The organism is Streptomyces sp. NPDC044719 (assembly GCF_056433405.1).
Map to the genome: position 1 here is coordinate 153,594 of NZ_JBWKHE010000012.1, position 24,958 is coordinate 178,551.

15 protein-coding genes are annotated in these 24,958 nt (G+C 73.6%); 12 read left to right on the forward strand and 3 right to left on the reverse strand.

Annotated features, from left to right (window positions below; all coding sequences use genetic code 11):
* Positions 1 to 117 precede the first annotated feature (117 nt).
* Positions 118 to 1,821 carry a serine/threonine-protein kinase gene (locus AC07DF_RS37895; protein WP_478981485.1) on the reverse strand — a complete coding sequence of 568 codons (1,704 nt, stop codon included), beginning with the start codon at positions 1,819 to 1,821 and terminating at the stop codon, positions 118 to 120.
* Positions 1,822 to 2,186: 365 nt separating this feature from the next.
* Between AC07DF_RS37895 and AC07DF_RS37900 the strand changes: the two genes are divergently transcribed.
* From AC07DF_RS37900 to AC07DF_RS37940, 9 genes are all read left to right on the forward strand, one after another.
* Positions 2,187 to 6,257, forward strand: coding sequence for an FtsK/SpoIIIE domain-containing protein (locus AC07DF_RS37900; protein WP_478981487.1), 4,071 nt, complete (start codon positions 2,187 to 2,189; stop codon positions 6,255 to 6,257).
* Positions 6,258 to 6,455: 198 nt separating this feature from the next.
* The gene (locus AC07DF_RS37905; protein WP_478981489.1) at positions 6,456 to 7,862 is read left to right on the forward strand and encodes an ABC transporter substrate-binding protein; all 1,407 of its coding nucleotides are present in this window, start codon (positions 6,456 to 6,458) and stop codon (positions 7,860 to 7,862) included.
* Between the two features lie 4 nt (positions 7,863 to 7,866).
* Positions 7,867 to 9,213: a carbohydrate ABC transporter permease gene (locus tag AC07DF_RS37910; protein ID WP_478981491.1), complete on the forward strand. Its 1,347-nt coding sequence runs from the start codon at positions 7,867 to 7,869 to the stop codon at positions 9,211 to 9,213.
* The gene (locus AC07DF_RS37915; protein WP_478981493.1) at positions 9,210 to 10,070 is read left to right on the forward strand and encodes a carbohydrate ABC transporter permease; all 861 of its coding nucleotides are present in this window, start codon (positions 9,210 to 9,212) and stop codon (positions 10,068 to 10,070) included. The genes AC07DF_RS37910 and AC07DF_RS37915 overlap by 4 nt, the downstream gene beginning before the upstream one ends.
* Before the next feature lie 142 nt (positions 10,071 to 10,212).
* Entirely contained in the window at positions 10,213 to 12,459 is a 2,247-nt protein-coding gene (locus AC07DF_RS37920; RefSeq protein WP_478981495.1) for a bifunctional glycosyltransferase/CDP-glycerol:glycerophosphate glycerophosphotransferase, read from the forward strand.
* 40 nt (positions 12,460 to 12,499) lie between these two features.
* The gene (locus tag AC07DF_RS37925) at positions 12,500 to 14,710 is read left to right on the forward strand and encodes a bifunctional glycosyltransferase/CDP-glycerol:glycerophosphate glycerophosphotransferase (protein ID WP_478981497.1); all 2,211 of its coding nucleotides are present in this window, start codon (positions 12,500 to 12,502) and stop codon (positions 14,708 to 14,710) included.
* 8 nt (positions 14,711 to 14,718) lie between these two features.
* Entirely contained in the window at positions 14,719 to 16,959 is a 2,241-nt protein-coding gene (locus AC07DF_RS37930) for a bifunctional glycosyltransferase/CDP-glycerol:glycerophosphate glycerophosphotransferase (protein ID WP_478981499.1), read from the forward strand.
* On the forward strand, positions 16,956 to 18,761 hold the full coding sequence (locus AC07DF_RS37935; protein ID WP_478981501.1) for an arabinofuranosyltransferase AftB family protein: 1,806 nt from the start codon (positions 16,956 to 16,958) through the stop codon (positions 18,759 to 18,761). The genes AC07DF_RS37930 and AC07DF_RS37935 overlap by 4 nt, the downstream gene beginning before the upstream one ends.
* Before the next feature lie 79 nt (positions 18,762 to 18,840).
* The gene (locus AC07DF_RS37940) at positions 18,841 to 20,421 is read left to right on the forward strand and encodes a hypothetical protein (protein WP_478981503.1); all 1,581 of its coding nucleotides are present in this window, start codon (positions 18,841 to 18,843) and stop codon (positions 20,419 to 20,421) included.
* Here AC07DF_RS37940 and AC07DF_RS37945 read toward each other — a convergent pair.
* Positions 20,411 to 20,824: an organic hydroperoxide resistance protein gene (locus tag AC07DF_RS37945; RefSeq protein ID WP_478981505.1), complete on the reverse strand. Its 414-nt coding sequence runs from the start codon at positions 20,822 to 20,824 to the stop codon at positions 20,411 to 20,413. The two genes, AC07DF_RS37940 and AC07DF_RS37945, sit on opposite strands and share 11 nt — an antisense overlap.
* A gap of 93 nt (positions 20,825 to 20,917) precedes the next feature.
* On the opposite strand from AC07DF_RS37945, the gene AC07DF_RS37950 reads away from it, so the two are divergent.
* From AC07DF_RS37950 to galE, 3 genes are read left to right on the forward strand one after another with little or no spacing between them, the layout of a single operon-like run.
* The gene (locus AC07DF_RS37950) at positions 20,918 to 21,421 is read left to right on the forward strand and encodes a MarR family winged helix-turn-helix transcriptional regulator (protein WP_478981507.1); all 504 of its coding nucleotides are present in this window, start codon (positions 20,918 to 20,920) and stop codon (positions 21,419 to 21,421) included.
* Between the two features lie 56 nt (positions 21,422 to 21,477).
* Positions 21,478 to 23,094, forward strand: coding sequence for a glycosyltransferase family 2 protein (locus tag AC07DF_RS37955; RefSeq protein WP_478981509.1), 1,617 nt, complete (start codon positions 21,478 to 21,480; stop codon positions 23,092 to 23,094).
* Positions 23,095 to 23,149: 55 nt separating this feature from the next.
* Positions 23,150 to 24,130 (forward strand): UDP-glucose 4-epimerase GalE, encoded by a 981-nt coding sequence (galE, locus tag AC07DF_RS37960; RefSeq protein ID WP_478981511.1) that lies wholly within the window; start codon positions 23,150 to 23,152, stop codon positions 24,128 to 24,130.
* A 27-nt stretch (positions 24,131 to 24,157) separates the two neighbouring features.
* Here the strand turns inward: galE and AC07DF_RS37965 are convergent, their stop codons facing one another.
* Complete coding sequence (locus AC07DF_RS37965; protein WP_478981513.1) at positions 24,158 to 24,805, reverse strand: TetR/AcrR family transcriptional regulator; 648 nt, start codon at positions 24,803 to 24,805, stop codon at positions 24,158 to 24,160.
* Between the last annotated feature and the right edge of the window lie 153 nt (positions 24,806 to 24,958).

The window sequence follows — 24,958 nt, forward strand, 5'->3', positions numbered from 1 at the left end:
CTCCTACCGACGCGTGTTGTCGCTAAAACTACGCGCAGGAAGAGCCAACCTTCACCGCCCGGGCGGAAATCACCCGCCAGGTGTCGACAAATCACCAACCCCGCAGGCCGGTTCGGGTCAGTTCGTGCCCGAAGAGCCGCCGAGCTTCTCGATCCAGCCGGTCACCGTGCTGAACCAGTCGGTGAGCTGGTCCCAGTAGCCCTTGCCGGTGCCGATCCACTCCTGGAGGGGACTCAGTTCCCAGATCAGCCAGCCGGCGACGAACAGGATGACGATGGTGAACAGGCAGCCCTTCAGACAGCCGAGTCCGGGGATCCGCATCGGGTTGGCGCTGCGCTGCCGCGGCTGCCGGGGCTCGCGCTGGGGCTGCTGGGGCTGCTGCGGCTGAGGAGGCGGCGGGGGCGGGGCGTAGCGCTGCGGCTGCTGGGGCTGATGCTGCGGGGCGTACTGCTGAGGCTGCTGCTGCGGATGGCCGTAGCCGGGTCCGGGCTGGGGCTGCCGGCCTCGCTGCGGGGGCTGCTGCGGGGCCTGTTGCGGCCGGGCGACCTGGCGCTGGGGGCGGCGGCGCAGCGGGTCCTGACCCGGGTCGAGGTAGTTCTGGACCTGCGTCTGCTCGTTGCGGTCGCGGGCGGCCCGCAGCTGGTTCTGCCAGGGGTGCGGGTCCTCGGGCCCGCCGCCCTGGCCCTGCTGGCCGGGGTGGCCGGGCGATCCCGGCGGGACCGGCGGCATGACGGCGGTCGGGTCGGCCGCGCCCCGGTGGGGCAGGACCGAGGTGGGGTCGGAGGCGCCGGCCGGGCCGCCGGTGTGCGGCATGACGCTGGTCGCCGCGTTCGGGTCGTACGAACCCGCGCCCTGCGGGAGGACCTGGGTGGGGTCGGCACCGCCGGACATGTCCGGTACGGGCGCGGGCGCCGGGTCGGGCGCCAGGAGCATGCCGACGCCCTCGGCGGCGGCGATCTGCGCGGAGTTGGCGTGCACGCCGATGCCCTCGGCGACGACGCGCAGGCCGCGGGCGAGGTTCTCGGCGCTGGGCCGCTCGTCCGGGTTCTTGCGCAGACAGCGCTCGATGACGGTCCACAGCGGGTCCGGGACCGTGGAGGGGCGGCGCGGCTCGGCGCTCAGGTGCTGGTGCAGCACCTCGAGGGCGGAGCCGCCGGCGAACGGCGGACGGCCGGTGACCAGCTCGTACAGCAGGATGCCGGCGCCGTAGATGTCGACGGCGGAGGTCTGCGGACGGCCTTCCGCGCCCTCGGGCGCGACGTACGCCGGGGTGCCGACGAACTCCTGGGTCCGGGTCAGCCCCGGGGAGTCGGCGAGGCGGGCGATGCCGAAGTCCGTCAGCAGCGGGTGCATCCGCCCGTCGTACTGCTGGAGCAGGACGTTCGCCGGCTTGAGGTCGCGGTGGACGACGCCGTCGGCGTGGCTGGCGGCGAGCGCGTCGGCGATCTGGGCGGTGAGCAGGGCCGCCGCGACGGGGCTGAAGGGGCCGTTGTCGCGCAGGTAGCGGTGCAGGTCGGGGCCCTCGACGAGGTCCATGACCAGGGCCAGCAGATCGCCCTCGACCACCAGGTCACGGACCCGGACGATGTTCGGGTGGGTCAGCCGGAGCAGGACGGAGCGCTCCCGGAGGAACCGCATCACGACGTCCGCGTCGTTGGCCAGCTCCTCCTTGAGGACCTTGATGGCGACGGTCTCGCCGGGCTGCCCCGGCACGGCCGCCTCGGCGCCCGCGGTCTCGCGCTGGCGGGCTCGCCAGACGGTGCCCGTGGCGCCGCGTCCGAGCGGCTCCTCGAGCAGGTACTTGCTGCCTACCGGCCGCACGTCATGCGCTCCCTGCTGCTTGCCTTGCCTGCTGGCCTGTGTCCGACCCACTGTAGTGCCGCGATGCCGGGGACCGGCGTGTCGGCTTTCTGTGGGTCTTACGTAGCCGTTCTCACATCCGTTCGAAGCAAAGACGCTCACCTCGGTCTTGTGGTTGCCGGGAATGAACGTGACCGATCTCAAGGCGTCGCCTGTGGGTCATCTCTCAGGCACTTTTGCGGGCAGAGCCGACCAATCAAGATCACCTTTTCCCGAGCGAGGGGCGCGGTGTCAGTGGCAGGTGCGAGGATGCCTGCAGGTATTGGCCGACGTGCTGGGGCGGGGCGGGGGACTCCGCGCCCGGGCAGAAGGGACCGCTGACGGCGATGCAGATCCGGCTGACCGTCGTAGATCCGCTGGGCCCGTCGGCGCCGGCGCAGGGCCGCGCCCCACGCAGCGACGTGCTGGTCACGGCGCCCGCCGGTACGGCGCTCGCGGCGGTGTCCTCGGCGCTCGCCCAGGTGGTCTCCGGCGGGGACGGCTCGGGCACGGTGGTGCTGTACGCCGGGGAGCAGCGGCTCGACGCCCAGCGCTGCACGCTCGGCGAGCCCCCGCTGACCGATGGCGCCGTGCTGTCCGTGGGCGCGCCGGGCGAGCCGGAGCCGCACCCCGAGCTGGACGACGCCCCGGCCCAGCTCCAGGTGGTCGCGGGCCCCGACGCCGGCGGCGTCCATCTGCTGCACGGCGGCGAGATCCGCATCGGCCGCTCCGCCGACGCCGACGTGCCCCTGGACGACCCGGACGTCTCCCGGCTGCACTGCGCGGTGACGGTGGGCGCCGACGGCCGTGTAGCGGTGGCCGACCTGGACTCCACGAACGGCACGTCGCTGGACGGCAGGCCGGTGGGCGGCAGGGCCGTCCGGTTCGCGCCCGGGGCGCTGCTGCGGATCGGCGAGTCGGCCCTGCGGCTGGCTCCCGCCGGAGGACCGGGTGCCCGGGTCGGCACGACGCCGGACGGGGAGGGCCACGTGCGCGTGCCGGGCCCTGCCGGGGACGGTCCGACGCCCCACCCGCGCGCGGCGGACCCGACCCCGGCCGGCCCTTCCGGTCCTACGCGGCACGTCTACGGCTCGGCGGCCTGGGGCACCCCGGGCGCTGCCGGGCAGGGCTCCGTCGACTCGGCCGTGGTGCCGGGGCAGGGCGGGGCGCCCCGGGTCGAGAGCAGGGGTACGGGGGCGGCCGAGCGTGAGGCGTACCCGGGGCCCGGACAAGGCAGGTCCGGTGCCGTGCCGGGTGCGCGGGGGCGGCGTGTCTCGGGGGCGGCCCGGGGAGACGGTGCTGCTGTCTCCCCTGAGGACTCCACGCGTGCGGCGTCCCGGGAAGAGACGCGTGCGGCTTCGCCGGACGGGGTGGTCCGGGCCCCCCGGCAGCGCGGTGCCGGCGAGGGCTCGTCGCCCATGACCTCCCCGGACGGCCGGGCGCCGACGTCCCGGCAGCGCGATGCTGCCGAGGGCTCGTCACCCACGGCCTACCCGGACGGCCCGGCCCAGGCGTCCCGGCAGCGCGGTGCGTCGCAGGCGGGGCTCGGCGACGGGGACACCCACGCGGGGCGCTTTGGCGCGGGGGCGCTGGGCGGGGCGTTCGCCGGTGGCGGGGGTGACGGCATCGGTGGGGCGCATGGCACTGGTGGGGCCCATGGCACTGGTGGGCCGCAAGGCACTGGTGGGGCCCATGGCACCGGTGGGGCCTATGGCACCGGTGGGGCGCGGAACACCGGTGGGACTGGCGACAACGGTGGGGCACACGGCACCGGTGGGACCTACAGGGCCGGCGGGGCCCACAGCGCTGGCGGGGCCCACAGCGCTGGCGGGGCCCACAGCACCGGTGAGACTCACGGCACCGGCGCGTCTTACGGCCCCGGCGGAGCCCACAGCACCGGTCCTCGGGCCGGAGCCGTCGGCGGGCCCGCTCCCGCGGACGCCGGGCCCGCTTCCGCGACCTCCGGGCCGGGACGGGACGCTCGTTCCGGTGGCGGACAGGGTCCGGGCACCCCGGGCGGCTCCCCGGAAGAGCCCTCCGGGCGCGGGCGCAAGGGCACTCCCCTCCGGGGGACCGACATACCGCAAGGGGCCCGCAGGCGTGGCGGGCTCGGGGCGTGGGCCCGGCGGCTGGCCGGTGGGCGCGGCGAGCAGGGGCCCGACACGCGCGAGGCGTACGGGGACGAGCCGGCCGACCAAGTGGTGGAGCGCCCGGCCGTCGTGCCGGCGGTGCCGGAGACCTGGCCGGATCCGGCCACCCTGCTGCTGACGGCACTGGGTCCGGGGCCCCGGCTGTGGGAGCGCGGTCCGGGCCACCCGGAGGCGCTCGCGGTGCGCCTCGGTACGGCCGACCGGGCGGTGCCGGACGGCTCGGGCCTGCTGCCCGCGGTGCCGGTGACCACCGGGTTGCGTGAGGTCGGCGCTCTGGGTCTCGCCGGGCCGCGGGCTCGGCTCGGCGGACTGGCCCGTTCCCTGCTGGCCCAGCTCACCGCGTTGCACTCCCCCGACATGCTGGAGATCGTGCTGATCGCCGCGGACCGCTCGCGCCCCCTTGAGGAGCGCACCGCCGAGTGGTCCTGGCTGGGCTGGCTGCCGCATGTCCGTCCCGGGCACGGCCAGGACTGCCGGCTGCTCCTCGCCCATGACCGGGAACAGGCGGCGGCCCGTACCGACGAGCTGCTCCGGCGTCTGGAGGACCAGCTGGCCGAGGCCGGGGCGGGAAGCGCCGCTCCCCTCACCGGCATCGCCCCGGATCCCGCCGGCGAGCCCTCCCGAGGCCACCGGGCACCGGACGACGCCCTCGCCGCCCTTGGTACCGACGCTTCCGTCCCCTTCCCCGGCCCGTTCACCGTGCTCGTCGTGGACGGCGACCCCGGCGGGGCCGATCTGCGCGAGGCCGTGGCGCGGCTGGCGGCGCAGGGCCCGCGGGCCGGAATACACGTGGTGTGTCTGGCCGAGACGGCCGCCGCCTCCCCGGCCTCGCCGGTGACGGAGACGTACGAGGCGGCCTGCGCGGTGTCGCCGACGTTCCGGCAGTGCGGCGCGGTCGCGCTGCTCAGCGGGGACGTGGCGACGGCGCTGCGGTTGATGCGCGTGGCCCGGGCCGGAGCGGGCTCCGCGCCGGCCGGTCACGGCACCATCGCCACCGTCGACGCCGTGTCCCCCGCCTGGGCCGAGCGGTTCGCGCGGGCGCTGGCGCCCCTGCGGACGGACGTGGCGACGAGTGAGCGGCAGCCGCGGGTCTCCGCGCCGCTGCCCCAGGCGGCCCGGCTGCTGGACGAGCTGGGCCTGGCCCGGGCCACCCCGGCGTCGTTGATGGCGCGCTGGGCGGACGCGGCCGACGACGCGGACGCGCTGGGCGGCCGGGTGCGCGCGGTGCTGGGCGCCGGGCCGCGTGGCCCGGTCGGCGCGGACCTCGCGGCCCAGGGACCGCATCTGCTGATCGAGGGCCCGCCGGGCAGCGGCCGCACCGAGCTGCTGCGGGCGATCGTCGCGTCCCTGGCCGCCGCCGAGCGGCCGGACCGGCTGGGCATCGTGCTGGTCGACGGCCGGGGCGGCTCCGGCGCGGGCGCCGGGCACGGCGAGGGACTGCGGGTGTGTACGGACGTACCTCATGTGACCACGCATCTCTCGGCCCACGACCCGGTCCGGATGCGGGAGTTCGCGCAGTCCCTGAGCGCCGAGCTGAAGCGGCGCGCCGAGCTGCTGGGCCGGTCCGACTTCGCCGAGTGGCACAGCGGTCGTGAGCTGTCGGGCCGTATGGTCGCCCAGCGCACGGCCACGGCCCGGGGCGGCGTTCAGGGCGAGCCGGCCGCCGGGGCCGGTGCCGGGGATCTCGACTCCCCGTCCAGTTCGACCATGCGGCTGCGGCCCGGAGCGGCCCGGCGGCGGACGGAGGCGGCGCCGCCGCTGCCCCGGCTCGTCGTGGTCGTCGACGATCTGGACGCCCTGGTCTCCCCCGCGCTCGGCTCGACCGGGCGGCCCGCCGCCGGCTCGGTGATGCGCGCGCTGGAGGCCGTGGCCCGGGAGGGCGAGCGGCTGGGCGTCCACCTGGTGACGGCCTCCGGCCCGTGCCCCCGTACGGCGGAGACGGAACCGGCCCGCCGGGCCACTCTGCGCGTCTCGCTCGACGCCCCGGCACCGGGTCCGGACGAGCCCGCGCCCGGCCGGGGCAGCCTGACGTGCGCGGACGGGCGGGTGACACCGCTCCAGGGCGGTCGGGTCACCGGCCGTATCCCCCGGACGGCGACCCTGCGCCCCACGGTCGTACCGCTGGAATGGCACCGCATGGGTGACCCTCCGGCCCGGCGCCCGGTGCGGGAACTCGGAAACGGCCCGACCGACCTGGCACTGTTGGCCAGCGCGCTGGAAAGGGCGGCGAGGGAGGTCTCGGCGGCGGAGGTGCCGTCACTTCTGTAGCACTCGTCAGCACGCGTACGTGGTGCTGGCCGGAAGCCGACCCCGTCCGATGATCAGAGGTTCAGCCCCTGGTCACGAGGGGGTCACGATCCCCCGCTTGACAGCCGACGCCATCTTGCCGCCCCGCACACCCAGGCGTAGACCAGATCGCACGGGAGCGCGCTCGACGTTCGACGAGGAACGAAGAACGGGGCAGTCATGCGCATGACGAGCAGCACCATCCGGACACGCTGGTCGCCCGACAAGGCGACCCCTCAGAGCCGCAGAGCCATCAGGGCAGCGGCCGCCGTCGCCGCGGGAGCGCTCGCGCTCTCGCTCACCGCCTGCGGAAGCAGCGACAACGACAGCGGTGGAAGCACGGGCGACACCCAGCCGACCGCGAACAACGTCACCCTTCCGAAGCTGGACGGGACGAGCCTGGAGGTCGCCGCCGTGTGGAGCGGCACCGAACAGGCCAACTTCAAGAAGGTCCTGGAGGAGTTCGAGAAGCGCACGGGCGCCACGGTCACGTTCGTGCCCGCGCAGGACCCGATCATCAACTTCATCGGCTCGAAGGTGGCCGGCGGGCAGCCGCCGGACATCGCGATGCTGCCGCAGCCGGGCGCCATCAAACAGGCCGTCGACCGGGGCTGGGCCAAGCCTCTCGGCTCCGACGCCCTCAAGGAGCTCGGCGAGAACTACTCGCAGGGCTGGCAGGACATCGGCAAGGTCGGCGGCAAGGAGTACGGCGTCTACTACAAGGCCGCCAACAAGTCCCTGATCTGGTACAACAACCAGGTCTTCGAGAACGCGGGGGCGAGTGAGCCCGAGACCTGGCCGGATCTGCTCAACACCGCGCAGACGGTCTTCGACTCCGGCGTCACCCCGTTCTCCATCGGCGCCGCCGAGGGCTGGACGCTGACCGACTGGTTCGAGAACGTCTACCTCTCCCAGGCGGGCCCGGAGAAGTACGACCAGCTGGCCAAGCACGAGATCAAATGGACGGACCCGTCCGTGAAGGACGCGCTGACCACCCTCGCGCAGGTCTGGGGCAAGGCCGACTGGATCGCGGGCGGGGCGAACGGGGCGTTGCAGACCGACTTCCCGGCCTCCGTCACACAGGTCTTCACCGGCGGGGACCAGCCCAAGGCGGCCATGGTGTCCGCGGGTGACTTCGCGCAGGTCAACATCCCGTCCAGCATGAAGATCGGGACGGACGCGAAGGTGTTCCCGTTCCCCGCGGTCGGTGACAACGGCCCGGTGGTCTCGGGCGGTGACGCGGCCGTGATCCTTCAGGACTCGAAGGGCTCCCAGGCCCTGGCCACCTGGCTCGCCTCGCCCGACGCGGCGGAGATCCAGGCCAAGCTGGGCGGCTACCTCTCGCCGAACAAGAACGTGCCGAACTCCGCGTACCCGAACGCGGTGCAGCAGAAGATCGCCAAGGCGCTCATCGACGCCGGTGACGACTTCCGCTTCGACATGTCCGACCAGGCCCCGCAGGCCTTCGGCGGCACGCCCGGCAAGGGTGAGTGGAAGATCCTCCAGGACTTCCTGAAGAACCCGAAGGACATCGCGGGTACGCAGGCGAAGCTGGAGGCCGAAGCGGCCGCGGCCTACGGGAACTGATGCCATGACGTCAGCCACGGCGGCAGGGGGCAGCGGGCCCCCTGCCGCCCCCAAGACGCGCAAGAGTGTGACCGGCACCCGCAGGACCGTCGCGGCGCTGTTCCTGCTGCCCGCGCTCGTCCTGCTCGGCGCGCTCGTGGTGTACCCGATCGGGTACTCGGTCGTGCGCAGCTTCTACGACCAGTCCGGTGACGGCTTCGCCGGAATAGACAACTACAAGTCCCTCTTCACCGACGAGGGCATCCGCACCGCGCTGAAGAACAACGTCATCTGGGTGGTGTTCGCGCCCACGGTCGCGACGGCACTCGGTCTGATCTTCGCGGTGCTGACCGAACGGGTGCGTTGGGGTACGGCGTTCAAGCTGGTCGTCTTCATGCCGATGGCGATCTCGATGCTCGCGGCGGGCATCATCTTCCGCCTGGTGTACGACCAGGATCCGGACAAGGGCGTGGCGAACGCGGTGTGGGTGGGCGTGCACGACACGTTCGCCCCGTCGTCGGCGTTCCCGAAGGCCCACCCGGGCCGGAACTCGCCGCTGGAACCGGCCGGCGGCGGCGCGTTCATCACCAAGTCGCCCGTGCGCGCGGGCGAGGCCGTCTCGCTGCCCCTGGTGGGCGTGGCGCCCGATCTGATGCCCGGCGACGCGAAGACCGCGGTGGCGCCGAAGCCCGAGCCGGACAAGGTCACCGGTACGACCTGGCAGGACTTCACGCGCGGCAAGGGCGTGGGCAAGCTCAACGGCGTCGACCCGGCCGAACTGGGTTATGCCGGCATGAAGGTCGAGGCCGTGAAGGACGGCAGGGTGGTGGCGTCGGCGACGGCGGCCGACGACGGCACCTTCACCCTGCCCGCCTCGGCCGACGGGTCCCAACTGCGGCTTCCCGCAAGCAACTTCAAGGAGCCGTACAACGGCCTGGACTGGCTCGGCCCGTCCCTGGTCACCCCGTCCATCATCGGCTCGTACATCTGGATGTGGGCGGGCTTCGCGATGGTGCTGATCGCGGCCGGACTCGCGAGCGTGCCCCGGGAGCTGCTGGAGGCCGCCCGGGTCGACGGCGCCTCCGAGTGGCAGGTGTTCAGACGGGTCACGGTGCCGCTGCTGGCGCCGGTCCTCGCGGTCGTCATGGTCACCCTGATGATCAACGTGCTGAAGGTCTTCGACCTGGTCTTCATCATCGCCCCGGGCTCCTCCCAGGACGACGCGAACGTCCTGGCCCTGGAGCTGTACCGCAAGGGCTTCTCCGAGGACCAGCCGGGCATCGCCAGCGCCATCTCGGTGTTCCTGCTGCTGCTCGTGATCCCGGTGATGTGGTTCAACGTACGCAGGCTCAGGCGGGAGGTGCGGCGATGAAGGCGAAACAGTCGCTGGGGTCCCGGCTCGCCGAGGGCGTCAGCGGTGGGCTGCTGCGGGTGTTCCTCATCGTGGTGGGCCTGTTCTGGCTGGTGCCCACGATCGGTCTGCTGCTGTCCAGTCTCCGCTCGCCGGAGGACATCGCGGCGAGCGGCTGGTGGAAGGTGTTCACGGAGCCGTCGCAGATCACCTTCGACAGCTACGCGAAGCTGCTGGAGAACGACGACATCACCAGCTCCCTGCTGAACACCGTGTGGATCACCGTCCCGGCGACCCTGCTGGTCGTGATCATCGGCTCGCTGGCGGGCTACGCCTTCGCCTGGATGGAGTTCCCGGGCCGGGACTGGTGGTTCCTCGGTGTGGTCGGCCTGCTGGTCGTACCGGTGCAGGTCGCCCTGATCCCGATCGCCGAACTCTTCGGCAACATCGGCCTCTTCGGCTCGGTGCTCGGCGTGGTGCTCTTCCACGTCGGCTTCGGCCTGCCCTTCGCGGTGTTCCTGCTGCGGAACTTCTTCGCCGAGATCCCGAGAGAACTGCTGGAGGCCGCGCGCCTGGACGGAGCGGGTGAACTGCGCCTGTTCTTCCGTGTCGTGATGCCGCTCGGCGGCCCGGCGATCGCCGCCCTCGGCATCTTCCAGTTCCTCTGGGTGTGGAACGACCTGCTGGTCGCGCTGATCTTCTCGGACTCCGGGAGCCAGCCGATCACGGTCGCGCTGCAGACGCAGGTACGGCAGTTCGGCAACAACATCGACGTGCTGGCACCCGGTGCGTTCATCTCGATGGTGATCCCGCTGGCGGTCTTCTTCGCGTTCCAGCGGCAGTTCGTGTCCGGCGTGATGGCCGGCGCGGTCAAGTAGCAGACATCGCAAGGGAGTTGGAGGGGCGGGCCGGTGGCGGGCCGCCCCTTCCGCATTCCCCCGGATGACGTAGCCGCCGTAACCAAGTGGCCTTCTGGGCCGTTCCCGGGCCGAACGCCCGCGCCGACCGATGGATGGCCTCTTGCCCAGGTTCAGTGTCATTGTCCCCGCGTACCAGGTTCAGGCGTACCTGCACGAGTGTCTGGAGTCGGTGCTCTCCCAGTCCTGTCCCGATCTGGAACTGATCGTCGTCGACGACTGCTCGCCGGACGCGTGCGGCGCGATCATCGACGAGTTCGCCGCCCGCGACGCGCGTGTACAGCCCGTCCATCTGCCCGAGAACGTCGGCCTGGGTCCCGCCCGCAACGCCGGCGTGGCGCATGCGAGCGGCGACTACCTGCTGTTCCTCGACAGCGACGACACCCTCACGCCCCACGCGCTGCGCTCCATCGCCGACCGGCTGAAGGAGACCGGCGAGCCGGACGTCCTGGTCTTCGACTACGCGCGCACCTACTGGACGGGCGAGGCGGTCCGCAACCAGGCGGCCCTGCAGCTCTCCGAGCAGGGCCCGGCCCCGTTCCGCCTGGAGGACCGGCCGGGCCTGCTGAAGCTGCTGATGGTCGCCTGGAACAAGGCCTACCGGCGGGAGTTCGTCGAGGAGCAGGGGTTCGCCTTCCCGCCCGGCTACTACGAGGACACGCCGTGGACGTACCCGGTGCTGATGACGGCCGAGTCGATCGCGACCCTCGACCGCGTCTGCGTGCACTACCGGCAGCGGCGGATGGGCAGCATCCTGCGCACCACCAGCGAGCGCCACTTCGACGTCTTCGACCAGTACGACCGCGTGTTCGCGTATCTCGACGAACGCCCCGAGCTGGACCGGTGGCGGCCGGCGCTGTTCCGCCGCATGGTCCACCACCTGGCGATCGTGTACTCCCGGCGGGACCGGCTGCCACGCGGTTCGCGGGCGGACTTCCTGCGCCGGGCCCGCGCCCACTACCGCCGCTACCGCACCCCGGGCCCGCCCGTCCCCCTGCGCGCCCGGGTGCACCACACCCTGATCCGCTTCGGCCTGCACCGCACCTACCGCACGCTGCACCTGGCGGCGGCCCTGCACCGCGCCGCCGCCCGGACCACCGGGAAGCTGCTGCACGGCCTGCGGACCGCCGTGCTCAGGGTCCACTACGGCGTCCAGCGCTGCCTGCCCGTGCGCTCCGACCGTGCCGTCTTCGCCGCCTACGACGGCCGCGGCCACGGCTGCAACCCGGGCGCGCTGGAGTCCGCGGTCCGCGGCCTCGCGCCGCACATCCGCACGGCGTGGATCGCCCGTCCGGAGCACCACCACGCCAGTCCGCCGGGCCCGCGCTGCGTCGTCCCCGGCACGGCCGCCTACTGGACGGCGCTCGCCCGTTCCCGGTACCTGGTCAGCAACACCGACTTCGACCACCGCCTGGTCAAACGCCGGGGCCAGGTCCTGATCCAGACCGGACACGGCACCCCGCTGGGCCACATCGGCCTGGACCTCCAGGAACGCCCGGCGGCGGCGCGTGGCAGGGACTTCGCCCGGCTGCTCAAGGGCGTCGACCAGTGGGACTACGTGCTGTCCGCCAACCGCCACACCACCCTGACCCAGGAGCGCGTCCACCCCGGGCGCTACACCACGCTGGAGTACGGCTACCCGCGCAACGACGTGTTCCGGACGGCGACCACGGCGGACGTGGCCCGGCTGCGCGCCTCGCTGGGCATCCCGGAGGGCACGGTGGCGATCCTGTACGCGCCGACCCACCGCGACTACCGCCGCTCCCAGCACCGCACCCTCGACCTCCAGCGGATCGTGCGCCGCCTCGGCCCGCGCTTCATCGTCCTGGCTCGCGCCCACCACGCCTACGGCGCCCCGCTGGCCACCACCCGCGGCCGGGTCGTCGACGTCAGCGACCACCCGAGCGTGGAGTCGCTCTGCCTGGCCTCGGACGCCCTGGTCACGGACTACTCGTCGCTGATGTTCGACTACGCCAACCTGGACCGGCCGATCGTGATCCACGCCGACGACTGGGAGGCGTACGAGGCGGCCCGCGGCACCTACTTCGATCTGCGGGCCTCCCCGCCAGGCGCCCTCGCGCGCGGCGAGGACGAGCTGATCGACATCTTCGCCACCGGCCACTGGCGGGGCTCCCGCTCGACCCAGCTGCGCGCGGCGTTCCGCGAGCGGTTCTGCACCTACGACGACGGACGGGCCGCCGAGCGGGTCGTCCGCCGCGTCGTTCTCGGGGAGTCGGAGCTGCCGCCGGTCGTCCCGCTCGGCGAGCGCCGTCCGGTGCCGTCGGCGGCGGCCTCGCTGGCGCGTGAGCCGCTCGCCACGGTGCCGCGCCCGGCCGGTCCCTCGTCCTGAGAAGCCCACAGGTCCCCAAGCCCCTGACAGAAAGAGCAGAATGCCCCGCTTCAGCATCGTCGTCCCGTCCCATGGGGTCGCGGGCCGGCTGTCCCTGGCACTGGACTCGATCCTCGCCCAGTCGTTCGGCGACTTCGAGCTGATCCCGGTGTGCGACGCACCCGACGCGCCTGCGGCCGACGTCGTCGCCGGGTACGCCGAGCGGGACTCCCGGGTGACGCCGGTGCACTCCCCGCCCTCGGCCGGCCTGGCCGGGGCGCGCAACACCGGGCTGCGGGCGGCCGTCGGCGGCCATGTGCTGTTCCTCGACGGCGACGACGTCCTGGTCCCGGGGGCGCTGGCGGCACTGGACGCCCGGCTGAGCGCGGTGGGCGACGGGGACGCGCCGGTGGATGTCCTGTACTTCGAGCACGAGCGCACCCCCTGGTGGGAGGGTGAGCCGGCCAACCCGGCCGCGCCCCTGCTGGCCAGGACCCCGGACGGGGTCTTCTCCCCCGGCCGGGCCCCGGAGCTGACGGGCGTGACGCTCCCGGCGTGGAGCGCGGTCTACCGCCGGGCCTTCCTCACCGAGCGGGACATCGCCTTCCCCGGGGACCACTTCACCGACGTCGGGTTCGGCGCCCTGGTCGCCCTGCGGGCGGAGCGGATGGCGGCCCTGCGCACGGTCGTCGTCCGGCATCTGCTGCGCCGGCAGGGCAACCGGCTGAACCTTCCGGGCGAGCACCATGCCGAGCTGCTCGACCAGACCGAATTGGTGCTGAGGCGGGCCGCGGAAGAGGGGCTGTCGGCGGACCGGCTGAAGCCGTTGTTCTCCCAGCTCTTCGCCGCCGTACTGAAGACGGCCGCCCACCCCCGGCGGCTGCCCGCCGGACGCCGCGCCTTCTTCCGCCGGGCGAGCGCGCTCTACCGGCGGCACCGCCCCGCCGGCTACCGGGCGCCCGGCGGCAGTCTCGGTGTCCAGCACCGGCTGCTGGCGGCCGGTTCGTACCCGGCGTTCCACGCCCTGCGCGCCGCCAACCGGAAGGCGACGCGGGCCGCCGCGCTGCTCCCGCGCCCCCGGGGGCTGCGCACCCGCCTGCGCTACGCGGTGAGCCTGCGCCTCCCGCTCGACAAGAACCTCGTCGTGTACTGCGCGTACTGGGGCCGGGGCTACGTCTGCAACCCGGCCGCGATCCATGCCAAGGCCCGGGAACTCGCCCCCCACCTGCGCTCGGTGTTCCTGGTGGAGCCGGACGCGGTGGAGGCCGTGCCGAAGGGCGTGGAGTACGCGGTCATCGGCAGCCGGAAGTACTGGGAGGTCCTGGCCCGCGCCCGGTACCTGGTCAACAACGCCAACTTCGCGGACGCCGTGGTGAAACGCCCAGGCAGCACGCACCTCCAGACCCAGCACGGGACACCGCTGAAGACGATGGGCGCGGACCAGGCGACGTATCCCGTGGTGGCCGCGGCGACGGGGAGCTTCGCCAGGCTGCTGGCCCGGGTGGACCGCTGGGACTACAACCTCACCTCCAACCGGCACTCCACCGAGATGTGGGAGAAGGCGTTCCCCGGGGCGCACGAGACCCTTGAGTACGGCTATCCGCGCAACGACGTCTACTGCACGGCGTCCGCCGAGGATGTCGCCCGCGTCCGCAAGGAACTCGGCGTCCCCGAGGGCAAGAAGGCGATCCTCTACGCCCCGACGCACCGCGACTACGCCACCGGCTTCGCGTCCGGCCTGGACCTGGCCGAGTTCTGCGAGGCGATCGGCGACGAGTACGTGGTGCTGCTGCGCGCCCACTACTTCTACGACCAGGGGCCCGGCCGGGGCGGCGGCCGGATCATCGACGTCACGGGGCATCGCTCGTCCGAGGACGTGTGCCTGGCCGCCGACGCGCTGATCACCGACTACTCGTCGATCATGTTCGACTACGCCAACCTGGACCGGCCGATCGTGGTGTACGCCGACGACTGGGACGTCTACCGGGAGACCCGGGGCGTCTACTTCGACCTGATGGAGCTCCCGCCCGGCCGGGTCGCCCGTACGCCCGAGGAACTGGCGGCGGCCTTCGTCGACGGCGGCTACGCGGACGAGTCCGCGACGGCCCTGCGGGCCGCGTTCCGGGAGCGCTTCTGCCAGTTCGACGACGGGCGGGCCGCCGAGCGCGTCGTACGCCGGGTGCTGCTGGGAGAGCCGCCCGAGTCGATCCCGCCCGTGATCCCGCTCGCGGAGCGCGTCCCGGCCCCCGCCGCCACCCTCGTAAGGAGCTGACCGAAGAAGTGCCCCGCTTCAGCATCATCGTCCCCGTCTACAAGGTGCAGGGCTTCCTGCGCGAGTGTCTCGACTCGGTGCTCTCCCAGTCGTACGGCGACTTCGAGGTGATCGCCGTGGACGACCGCTCCCCCGACGGCAGCGGCGCGATCCTCGACGAGTACGCCGCCCGCGACGCCCGGGTACGGGTGCTGCACCTGCCCGAGAACGTCGGCCTGGGCCGGGCCCGCAACGCCGGACGGGAGCGGGCGGCCGGCGACTACGTCCTGTTCCTCGACAGCGACGACCGCTACACGCCGGGTCTGCTGGCCGCCGTCGCCGCGCGTCTCGAGGCGACCGGCGACCCGGACATCCTGGTCTTCGACCATGTGCGCACCCACTGGTGGGGCCGGGGCGGGCGCAGTGAGGCGGCGGACCTGCTGGCCGAGGCGGGCACGGAGACGTTCGGCATCCGGGAGAGCCCTCGGTACCTGAAGCTGTTCCTGGTCGCCTGGAACAAGGCGTACCGGCGCGCCTTCCTCGAGGAGCACGGCCTGGAGTACGCGCCGGGGCTGTACGAGGACGCGCCGGTCACCTACCGGGCGATGGTGCTGGCGGACCGCATCGCCTGTCTGGGCCGGATCGGGGTGGAGTACCGGCAGCGCAGGCAGGGCGCGATCACCAGGACGCCCGGACGGCGGCACTTCGAGATCTTCCCGCAGTACGAAGGGCTGTTCGCGTTCCTGGAGCGGCGCCCCGACCTCGACTGGGCGCGGCCGCCGCTGCTGGAGCGGGCGCTGGACCACATGCTGTTCGTGCTCGGCCGCGAGGACCGGGTGCGGCCCGCGGACCGGGGCGACTTCTACCGCGAGATCCGCTCCTTCCACCGCCGTCACCTCCCCGAGGGCGGCTTCCCTGAGCCGGACGGCTGGCGCGGGGTCGAGATGCGGCTGCTGGCCTCGTCGCCCTACGCGTCGTACGCGGCGGTGCGCCGGCTGCGGGATCTGCGCGCGAGTGCCCTGGGCAGGAAGCGGCGGGTGGTGCGGAAGGCGTCGGGGGCCGCTCTGCGCACCTGGTACGCGGCACAGTCGAAGCGCCCGCTCGATCCGCACCTCGCCGTCTACTCGGCGACCCACCACCGGGGCGTGTCCGGCGACCCGGCCGCGATCCACGCCAAGGCGAGCGAGATCGCCCCGCACATCCGGGGCGTGTGGGTGGTCCGGGAGGACGCGGTGGAGACGCTGCCGCCCGGCATCGATCATGTGACACCGGGCTCGCGGCGCTACCACGAGGTCATGGCGCGGGCCACGTACTGGGTGAACAACGTCAACTGGCCCGGCACCCTGGCCAAGCGGCCCGGCAGCGTCCACATCCACACCCACCAGGGCACCCCGCTCAAGTACATGGGCGCCGACCTGCTGACCAAGCCGGGCGCCCGGCACGGCTTCGACGTTCCGCAGATGCTGCGCCGGGCCGACCGCTGGGACTACAGCCTGGTCGCGGGTCTGCACGCGGAGCGGGCCTGGGAGCGGGCGTACCCGTGCCACTTCGCCTCACTGCGGACCGGCAGTCCGCGCAACGACGTCCTGGTCGGCGCGGACCCGGAACGGGGCCCGGAGGTCCGCGAGCGGCTCGGCGTCCCCGCCGGTCACACGGTCGTGCTGTACGCGCCGACCCGGCGCGACTACCGCAAGGGCGGCCATGTCGACCGGTTCGATCTGGCCCGGTTCGCCGAGGATCTCGGCCCCGGTCACACCCTCGTCGTCCGGCTGCACCCCTCGCTGGCCGGGGGTGTGGCACGCGGCCTGGGGCTGGCCGAGCTGCACCGGCGGGGCGTGCTGGTGGACGCGACCGACGAGCCGCACGTCGAGGACGTGCTGCTCGCCTCCGACGTGCTGGTCACCGACTACTCGGCCCTGATGTTCGACTACGCCCTCCTCGACCGGCCGATCGTGGTCCACGCCGACGACTGGGGCGCGTTCGCGGCCAGCCGGGGCGCCTACTTCGACATCACGGCCGACGCGCCGGGGCATGTGTCGCGCTCCTACCGGGAGCTGGCCTGGCTGTTCGCGTCCGGCACCTGGCAGGACGGGGAGTCGGCGCGATTGCGGGCGGGCTTCCGGGAGCGGTACTGCGAGTTCGAGGACGGCCGGGCCGCCGAGCGGGTCGTACGCCTGCTGATGCTGGGCGAAGGGGGCGGTGCGCCGCTGCCCGCCGCCCGCCGGACCCCCGGTGCCGGTGCGAGGTCCGGGGCGCTGGTCGAGCGATGAGAACACCCGCCACCCCCGAGGCCGTCCCCTCCCTGCCCGGCCAGCGGGCCGCCTCGGCCCGTCCGCCGGCCGCCGCCGAGCGGCTGCGGCCGGTGCACTGGTGGCACGCGGCGCTGGTCGCCGTGCCCACCGCGGCCCTGTTCGTGCTGGGCTACCGGCGCCGCTGGATCTGCGACGACGGGCTGATCTATCTGCGGCCGGTCCGGCAGATCCTGGCGGGCAACGGGCCCGTGTTCAACGTGGGAGAGCGGGCGGAGAGCTCGACCGGCACCCTGTGGCAGTGGCTGCTCGCGCTCGCCACCTGGGTCACCGGCGAGGACCCCGCGTTCCTCGCGGTCGGACTCGGGCTGCTGCTGAGCGCCGCCGGGTTCGGGCTCGCCCTGTACGCCACGTGCCGGCTGCACCGGGGCGCCCGGCTGCTGCTCCCTGCGGGTGTGTGCGTGCTGCTGGCCGTGCCGCCGTTCTGGTCGTACATGACATCGGGCCTGGAGAGCGGCCTGGGCGCCTTCTGGACCGGCCTGTCGTGGTGGCTGCTGACGCGCACCCGGCGCGGGCAGCCGGCCCGGCCGCTGTACGGGGCCGCCTTCGTGTTCGGTCTTGGTCCGCTGGTCCGGCCCGACCTCGCGGTGGTCACGGCGTGTTTCCTGGCGGCGCAGTGGTGGGTGCTGCGTCCCTCCCGGCGGGGCACCGCCGCGATGCTGGCCTCGGCGGGAGCGCTGCCGCTGGCCTACGAGGTCTTCCGGGCGGGCTACTACGGGATCCTGGTGCCGCTGCCCGCCATCGCCAAGGAGGCGAGCGCCAGCGACTGGAGCCGGGGAGCCGGCTATGTGCAGGAGACGCTCGGGCCCTACTGGCTGTGGCCCGTCGTCCCCGTGCTGGGCGCGCTGACCGTCCTGCTGGTGCGGCGCACACGCCGGGAACGGCGCTACCGCGCCCCGGGGCGGACCTCGCTCGCGGTGCTGCTGGCTCCACTGGCCGCGGGCCTGCTGCTGTCCGGGTACGTGATCCGCGTCGGCGGTGACTACATGCACGCGCGCATGATCCTGCCCGCCCTTCTGCTGCTGCTCCTGCCGGTGCTGGTCGTCCCGGCGAACCGATTCACCGGCGTCGCGAGCGCGCTGCTGCTGGTGTGGCTGTGCGCCGCGGTCAGCCCGCTGCGGACGCCGTTCGACGTGCGCGGCACGCCCGGGTCCTTCAATGTGCGCAGCTCCGACGTGGAGGCCCTCGGCGACCACAACCCGGTGCGCACCGCCACCTGGGTGGCCAACTGGCCCGCCCTGCCGGAGGGGCGCGGCATGCTGGCGGAGGCGGTGCGCGCTGCCGGGCCGACGCTGCTGTACTTCGACTCCGGGCGGCGGCTGCACGCCACGCCGATGCGGCCGGACTCCCGGTACCACGTGGTGATCGTGGGCCGTCATCTCGGCGTCACGGGAGCCGCGGCACCGCTCGACGCCTACGTCAACGACGCCTGGGGGCTTGCCAGTCCCGTCGGCGCGCATCTCGCGCTGGAGCGGTGGAGCTGGCCCGGGCACGAGAAGTTCCTGCGCAACCACTGGGTCTTCGCGGAGTGGGCCACGCGGCGCCCGCCGCAGCGCGATCTGCTGCGGGCCGGGGCCTCGCTGGAGACGGTCGTGGCGGCCCGGGCCGCGCTGGACTGCGGTGAACTGGCCGAGCTGAAGGAGTCGGTGCGCGCGCCGCTCACCGCCGAGCGGTTCTGGCGGAACCTCACGGGGTCCGTCGAGCGGACGGGGTTCCGGTTCGCGCGCTGGCCCGCGACGGCGGAGAAGGCCCTGTGCGACTGACCCGATGAGGTGACCCGGGGTCAGAGCACGCACCGGGCGGGAACATCTGGCGCATGCCCGAGACCCCTCCCCCACTCCTGTGAGCGCCCCGGTCCTCGTCCGGCGGACCGTGCGCGGTGCGACGGCGCTGCGCGGCGGGCCGATGGGCCGGCTCACCCCGTACCAGCTGTTCGGCACCCTGTTCTGGCTGGTGATGACGCTGGCGTACTGGCGGGTCCCGCTGTGCTGCGACGCCGGACTGCACGCGGCGGTCGTGGAGCGGCTCAGGGCTGATCTGCTGCATCCGGCCCACCCCGTGGCGGACCTGCCGGGCGAGGGCAGCCCCTCCTACGGCCCCTACGCCGTCGCGCAGGGCGTGCTGGCCCGGTTGACGGGGCTGTCCGGCTGGGGCGTCGTGAAGCTGGCGGGGCCGGTGCATCTGCTGGTGCTGCTGACGGGGCTCGGCCGTTTCGTCCGGACCCTCACCCCGCGCCCCTGGGCGCCGGTCCTGGGCCTGCTGTTCATGACGCTGCTGTGGGGCACGGCGCGGATCCGGTGGAGCGGCGGCCTCGGTCTGCTGCCGATGACGACGAACCTGGGCCATCCGTCCACGCTGGCGATCGGGCTGACGCTCTGGGCGTGGGCCTGGACGGCGACCCGTGCGCGTGAGGACGCGCCCGCTGTGCGATTCGTCGGCCCGAGCGGGCTCGACGGCCGGCCGGGGTACGCGGGGCTCGGCGCCCTGTACGGGCTGATCCTGCTCACCCACTTCGTCACAGCCGCCTCGGCGCTCATCGGCGCGGTGGCGATCGTGGCGTCCCGGCAGCGCGGGTGGCGCCGGCCGGTCGTGACGCGCTGGGCGCTCGCCGGGGTCGTCTGCGGGGCGGTCGCGGTCGCGTGGCCGTACTACGACGTGCTGGATCTGGTGAGCGGGACCGGCGTGGACACGAGGGACCGGCGGCTGTACGAGGAGATGTTCGCCGGCTCCTGGCTGGCGCTGCTCGGGCTGCCCGCGCTGTGGGTGCGGGCGCGTGGGTCCTCGCGTGATCCGCTGGTGCTGATGTTCCTGCTGCAGTGCCCGCTGGTGGCGTACGGCTGGGTGAGCGGGCACTACGCGTATGCCGGTGCCCTGTGGGCCGTACTGCTGCCGCCGCACTGCGCGCTGGCGGTGGAGCTGGCGGCGCCCCGGCCCTGGCGGCGGGCCCGGAGGGTGCTGGGCGGGGCGGCGGCGGCCGGGGCGTGCGCGGGGTTCGTCACCGTGCACGCCGGGGCGGTCGTGCCGCGCTCGGTCGACCCGGTGGGGTTCGCACAGCCCGTGCGCCGGCCGGCGTACGACTGGGCGGCACGGCACATCGGGCCGGGCGAGGTGGTGATCACCGACGGGTATCTGGCCGGCGACTCCCTAGCCGGGTACGGGCCGAACCTCGTCGCGCCCGTCCGGTCCGACCCGGCCCTGGACGAGCGGGTGCGGGAGCGCCGGGCGGCCGATATCCGGGCCTATCTGTCCCCCGGTTCGACCCGCGCCCAGCGTGCCGCCGTCGTACGCCGCTACCACGTGCGCTGGCTGCTGCTGACGCGCTGGCACCCGGTGCCCGAGGAGGCCGTGGTGGTGGCGTGGAGCGGGGAGACGGGGGAGGTGCTGGCGCGGGTCGGGGGTGACGCGCGGGTGGTTACTCGATAACGAGGTCGACCTCGATGTTGCCGCGGGTGGCGTTGGAGTACGGGCAGACCTGGTGGGCCTGCTCGACCAGCTTGCGGCCGGTCGCCTCGTCCACGCTGTCGGGCAGCTCGACGCGCAGCGTGACGGCGAGGCCGAAGCCCTCGCCCTGCTTGCCGATGGAGACCTCGGCGGTCACGGCGGCGTCGCTGACATCGACCTTGGCCCCACGGCCGACGAGACCGAGGGCGCTGCCGAAGCAGGCGGCGTAACCGGCGGCGAAGAGCTGCTCCGGGTTGGTGCCCTGGCCGTTGCCGCCCAGCGCCTGCGGCGTGCCCAGCGCGAGGTCCAGGGTGCCGTCGGAGCTGACGGCCCGGCCCTCGCGGCCGTGGGTGGCGGTGGCGACAGCGGTGTAGAGCGCGTCCATGGAAATCTCCCTCTCGCATCACGTTCCGGCGGCCCGCTTCCGGGCCGCCTGACACCCATGATTAGAGCACACAATTAAGTTGTGCGCAATTGAATGGCGGGTTCGGGCTACCCTGGACGCATGAACACGCCGGATGACGACTGGCTCCGACTGGACCAGCAGATCTGCTTCTCCCTGCACGCGGCCTCCCGCGCCTTCAACGGCGTCTACCGCGTGATCCTCAAGGACCTCGGGCTCACCTACCCGCAGTACCTGGTGATGCTGGTGCTCTGGGAGCAGGGCGAGCTGCCCGTGAAGAAGCTCGGTGAGCACCTGCGCCTCGACTCCGGCACCCTGTCACCACTGCTCAAGCGGCTGGAGGCGTCCGGCCTGGTGCGCCGGGAGCGCAGCGCGCGCGACGAACGGTCGGTGGAGGTGCGACTGACCGAGGAGGGCACGGCACTGCGGACGCGGGCACTCCAGGTGCCGCGCCGGATCGCCGGGGCGACCGGCTTCGACGCCACCGAGATCCGCGCCCTGCGCGCCCGCCTCGACGAGCTCACGTCGGCGCTGGACGCGGCGGCACTCTCGGAGGTGCCGGGAGACCGGCAGTCGTAGCCCCATAGGGCGTTTTGTCGCTTTCACAGCATTCACCCGATTTACGATCCGTTGTAATGAATGCCGCTGTGGATGCCGACAGGCCTCGCCCCCAGGTCGCCGTCGTGGTCATCGGCTACGACGACGCCGCCCATGTGACGGACGCCGTGCGCTCGGCGCTCGCGCAGGGCCCGGCCGTGCGCGAGGTCGTGGCCGTCGACGACTGCTCGGCGGACGGCAGCGCCGCCCTCCTCGACCGGCTCGCCGCGTCGGAACCCCGCCTGCGGGTGATCCGCCGCCGGGTCAACAGCGGCGGCTGCGGCACCCCGCGCAACACCGGGCTCGACACGGTGACATCGCCGTACGTGATGTTCCTGGACAGCGACGACGTCCTGCCGCCCGGCGCGGTCGACGCGCTGCTCGGGGCCGCGACGGGCGCGCACGCCCAGGTCGCGGGCGGGCTGTGCGTACGCCGGGAGCTGCCGTCGGGGCGTGAAGTGCCCTGGCAGGCGCGTCTCTACGCGCTCCACGCCGTGGTACCGCGCCCCGCGCTGCGACCGCATCTGGTCCAGGACCCGCTCTGCGTCAACAAGCTCTACCGCACCGACTTCCTGCGCGAGCACGGCATTCGCTTCCCCGAGGGCCGCTTCCCATACGAGGACATCGTCTTCAGCGCGCGCGTGCTGGCCGCGGACCCACGCATCGTCCTGATCCCGGACCTGGTGTACGTCTGGCATGTGCGCTGGTCCGCCGAGCGGCTGTCGATCTCCCTGGACCGGACCGGCGTCGGCAACTGGCGGGCCCGGACGGAGGCCTGCCGCCAGGCGTACGAGACCCTGCTGGGCGCCGGGCAGAAGGAACTCGCGCGGGCCGCGCGCGCCAGGTTCCTCGACCACGAGCTGCGGATGTACGTGCGCGAGCTGGGGTTGCGTGACGCCGCCTACCGGCGCGCGTGGTGGGAACTGACGCGGGCGCATCTCGCGGAGTACGACGCCGACGACTGGGCGCTCGACCCGGCCGCTCCGGGCCGGCTGGCCGGGCGGGTCGTCCTGGCCTGCCCGGAGCCGCGCGACCTGCCCCGGCTGCGGGAACTGGCGGCCCGTCCGGCCCGCCTCTGCCCGCCGTACGCCCGTGCCTCCGACGGCACGCCCGTCTGGTCGGAGGACCTCCCGGAGGTCTCGCTGGAACCCCTGCTGACCCGGCCGGTGCGCGCGCTGCCCCTCGCCGTGGACGCGGAGCTGCGGCCGCGCGCGCGTGGCGCCCGGCTGCGGCTGCGCCTGCACGAGCTGTACGGCCGGGTGGAGCGGGCGGGCCCGGCGGCGGTGGAGGTGGAGTGGCGGCACCGGGACGACGGGGACGCCCGCGTCCGCGCCACGACGGAGTTCGCGGCCTCCGCCGGCGGCTGGTCGGCGGAGGCGGACGTCGATCTCCCCGCGCTGGCCGCGCTCGGTACGGCCACCTGGGATCTGCGCCTTCGTGTCCGCTTCCGGGACGGTGCGAGCCGCGAGGTCACGGCGCACGCGCTCGCGGGCGCCGGCCTGCTGCGCCGCAGTGCCGTCCCGAGCGCCCGGCACGGCGTGGTGCTCGTGCAGCCGTACGCCACCCACTCCGGCGCGCTGGCGCTGCGGGTGGCGCCCGGCGTACGCGGTGTGCTCTCCGTCGTACGCGCGCGACTGCGCCGCCTGCTTCACTGAATCCGCCTGCTTCACTGAGAACCCGACGGGACAGCTGACGAGGGGACGGTCGCACATGACCTGGTTGATCACCGGCGGCGCCGGCTACATCGGCGCGCACGTCGTACGGGCGATGACCGCGGCGGGGGAAGGGGCGGTGGTCTACGACGACCTGTCCACCGGTATCGCCGAGCGCGTGCCCGAGGGGGTGCCGCTGGTGGTGGGCTCGACCCTGGACGCCGAGCGGCTCGCGCGCACCCTCGCGGACCACCCGGTCACCGGCGTCGTCCATCTCGCGGCGAAGAAGCAGGTGGGAGAGTCGGTCGAGCAGCCGCTGCGCTACTACCGGGAGAACGTCGAGGGGCTGCGGATCCTGCTGGACGCGGTGACGGCGGCGAAGGTGCCGTCCTTCGTGTTCTCCTCCTCGGCGGCGGTGTACGGCATGCCGGACGTGGACCTGGTCACGGAGGAGACGCCCTGCGTGCCGATGTCGCCCTACGGCGAGACGAAGCTGGCCGGTGAGTGGCTGGTCCGGGCGACGGGCCGGGCCAGCGGCCTGTCGACGGCGTCCCTGCGCTACTTCAACGTGGCGGGCGCGGCGAGCCCGGAGCTCGCGGACACGGGGGTCTTCAACCTCGTGCCCATGGTCTTCGAGAAGCTCACGGAGAACGCGCCGCCGCGGATCTTCGGCGACGACTACGCGACCCCGGACGGCACCTGCGTACGCGACTACATCCACGTCGTCGACCTGGCCGAGGCCCATGTCGCGGCGGCCCGGGCGCTGCGCTCCTCGCCCGGCCGCGCCCTCACGCTCAACATCGGCCGGGGCGAGGGCGTCTCCGTCCGCGAGATGATCGCCCGCATCAACGCGATCACCGGCTATGACCTGCCGCCCACGGTCACCCCCCGCCGCCCGGGCGACCCGGCCCGCGTCGTCGCCTCGGCCGACCGCGCCGCCACGGAGCTGGGCTGGAAGGCCCGGCACGACGTCCAGGACATGATCGCGTCGGCGTGGGAAGGGTGGGTACGGCTGCACCCTGAGGCGGTGCGGGGCTGAACCCGCGTCACCTGCCGGCAAGCCCGCTCACAACGCCCGCAACGCCCCCGCCGTGGCCCGGGCCAGCGACCCCAGGTAGCCCTGCGGCAGCTTCGGGCTGCGGATCACCACCGAGCGCCAGTAGAGCGGGCCCGAGATCAGGTCGAGGGCCAGGTCGTGGTCGAGGCCCTCGCGGAGCTCACCGCGGCGTTCCGCCGCCGTGACGATGCCGGTCGCGACGCCGTCCTGCCCCTCGCGCAGGGCCTTCTGGAGCGCCTCGGCGATATCGGCGTTGCGGGCCGCCTCGGCCTGGAGGTCGGGGATGATCTGCGAGGCGACGGGGTGGCGCAGGGCGCGCGACGTCACCTCGTACAGCAGCCGCAGGTCGCCCTCCAGGGAGCCGGTGTCCGGCGCGGGCAGGCCCTGCACGGCGAGCGCCGAGACGATGTCCAGCACGAGGTGCAGCTTCGAGCGCCAGCGGCGGTACACCGCCGTCTTCCCGACGCCCGCCCGGCGGGCGATCCCCTCGATGGACATCCGCGCGTAGCCGACGGCCGCGAGCTCCTCGAAGACGGCCGCCCGGATCGCGTCCGTCACATCCTCCCGCAGCACGGCCGCCCCCGCCGGGGCCCGGCGGCGCGGACGCGGCTGCGGACGCGGCTGCGGCGGCTCGTCGGCGTTCGCGTTCGTCGTCATGCCGACAGCATAGGGGCGTCACGACGAAACGGTTGCGTTCCGACGCTCGAAAGGCCTACGCTCGCGTTGCGACGATACGGTCCCGTCCCGACGTAAGAATTCGTGAAGAGTCTGGTAAAAACCCACTTTCCCGCTCCTCACGACCCAGGCCCC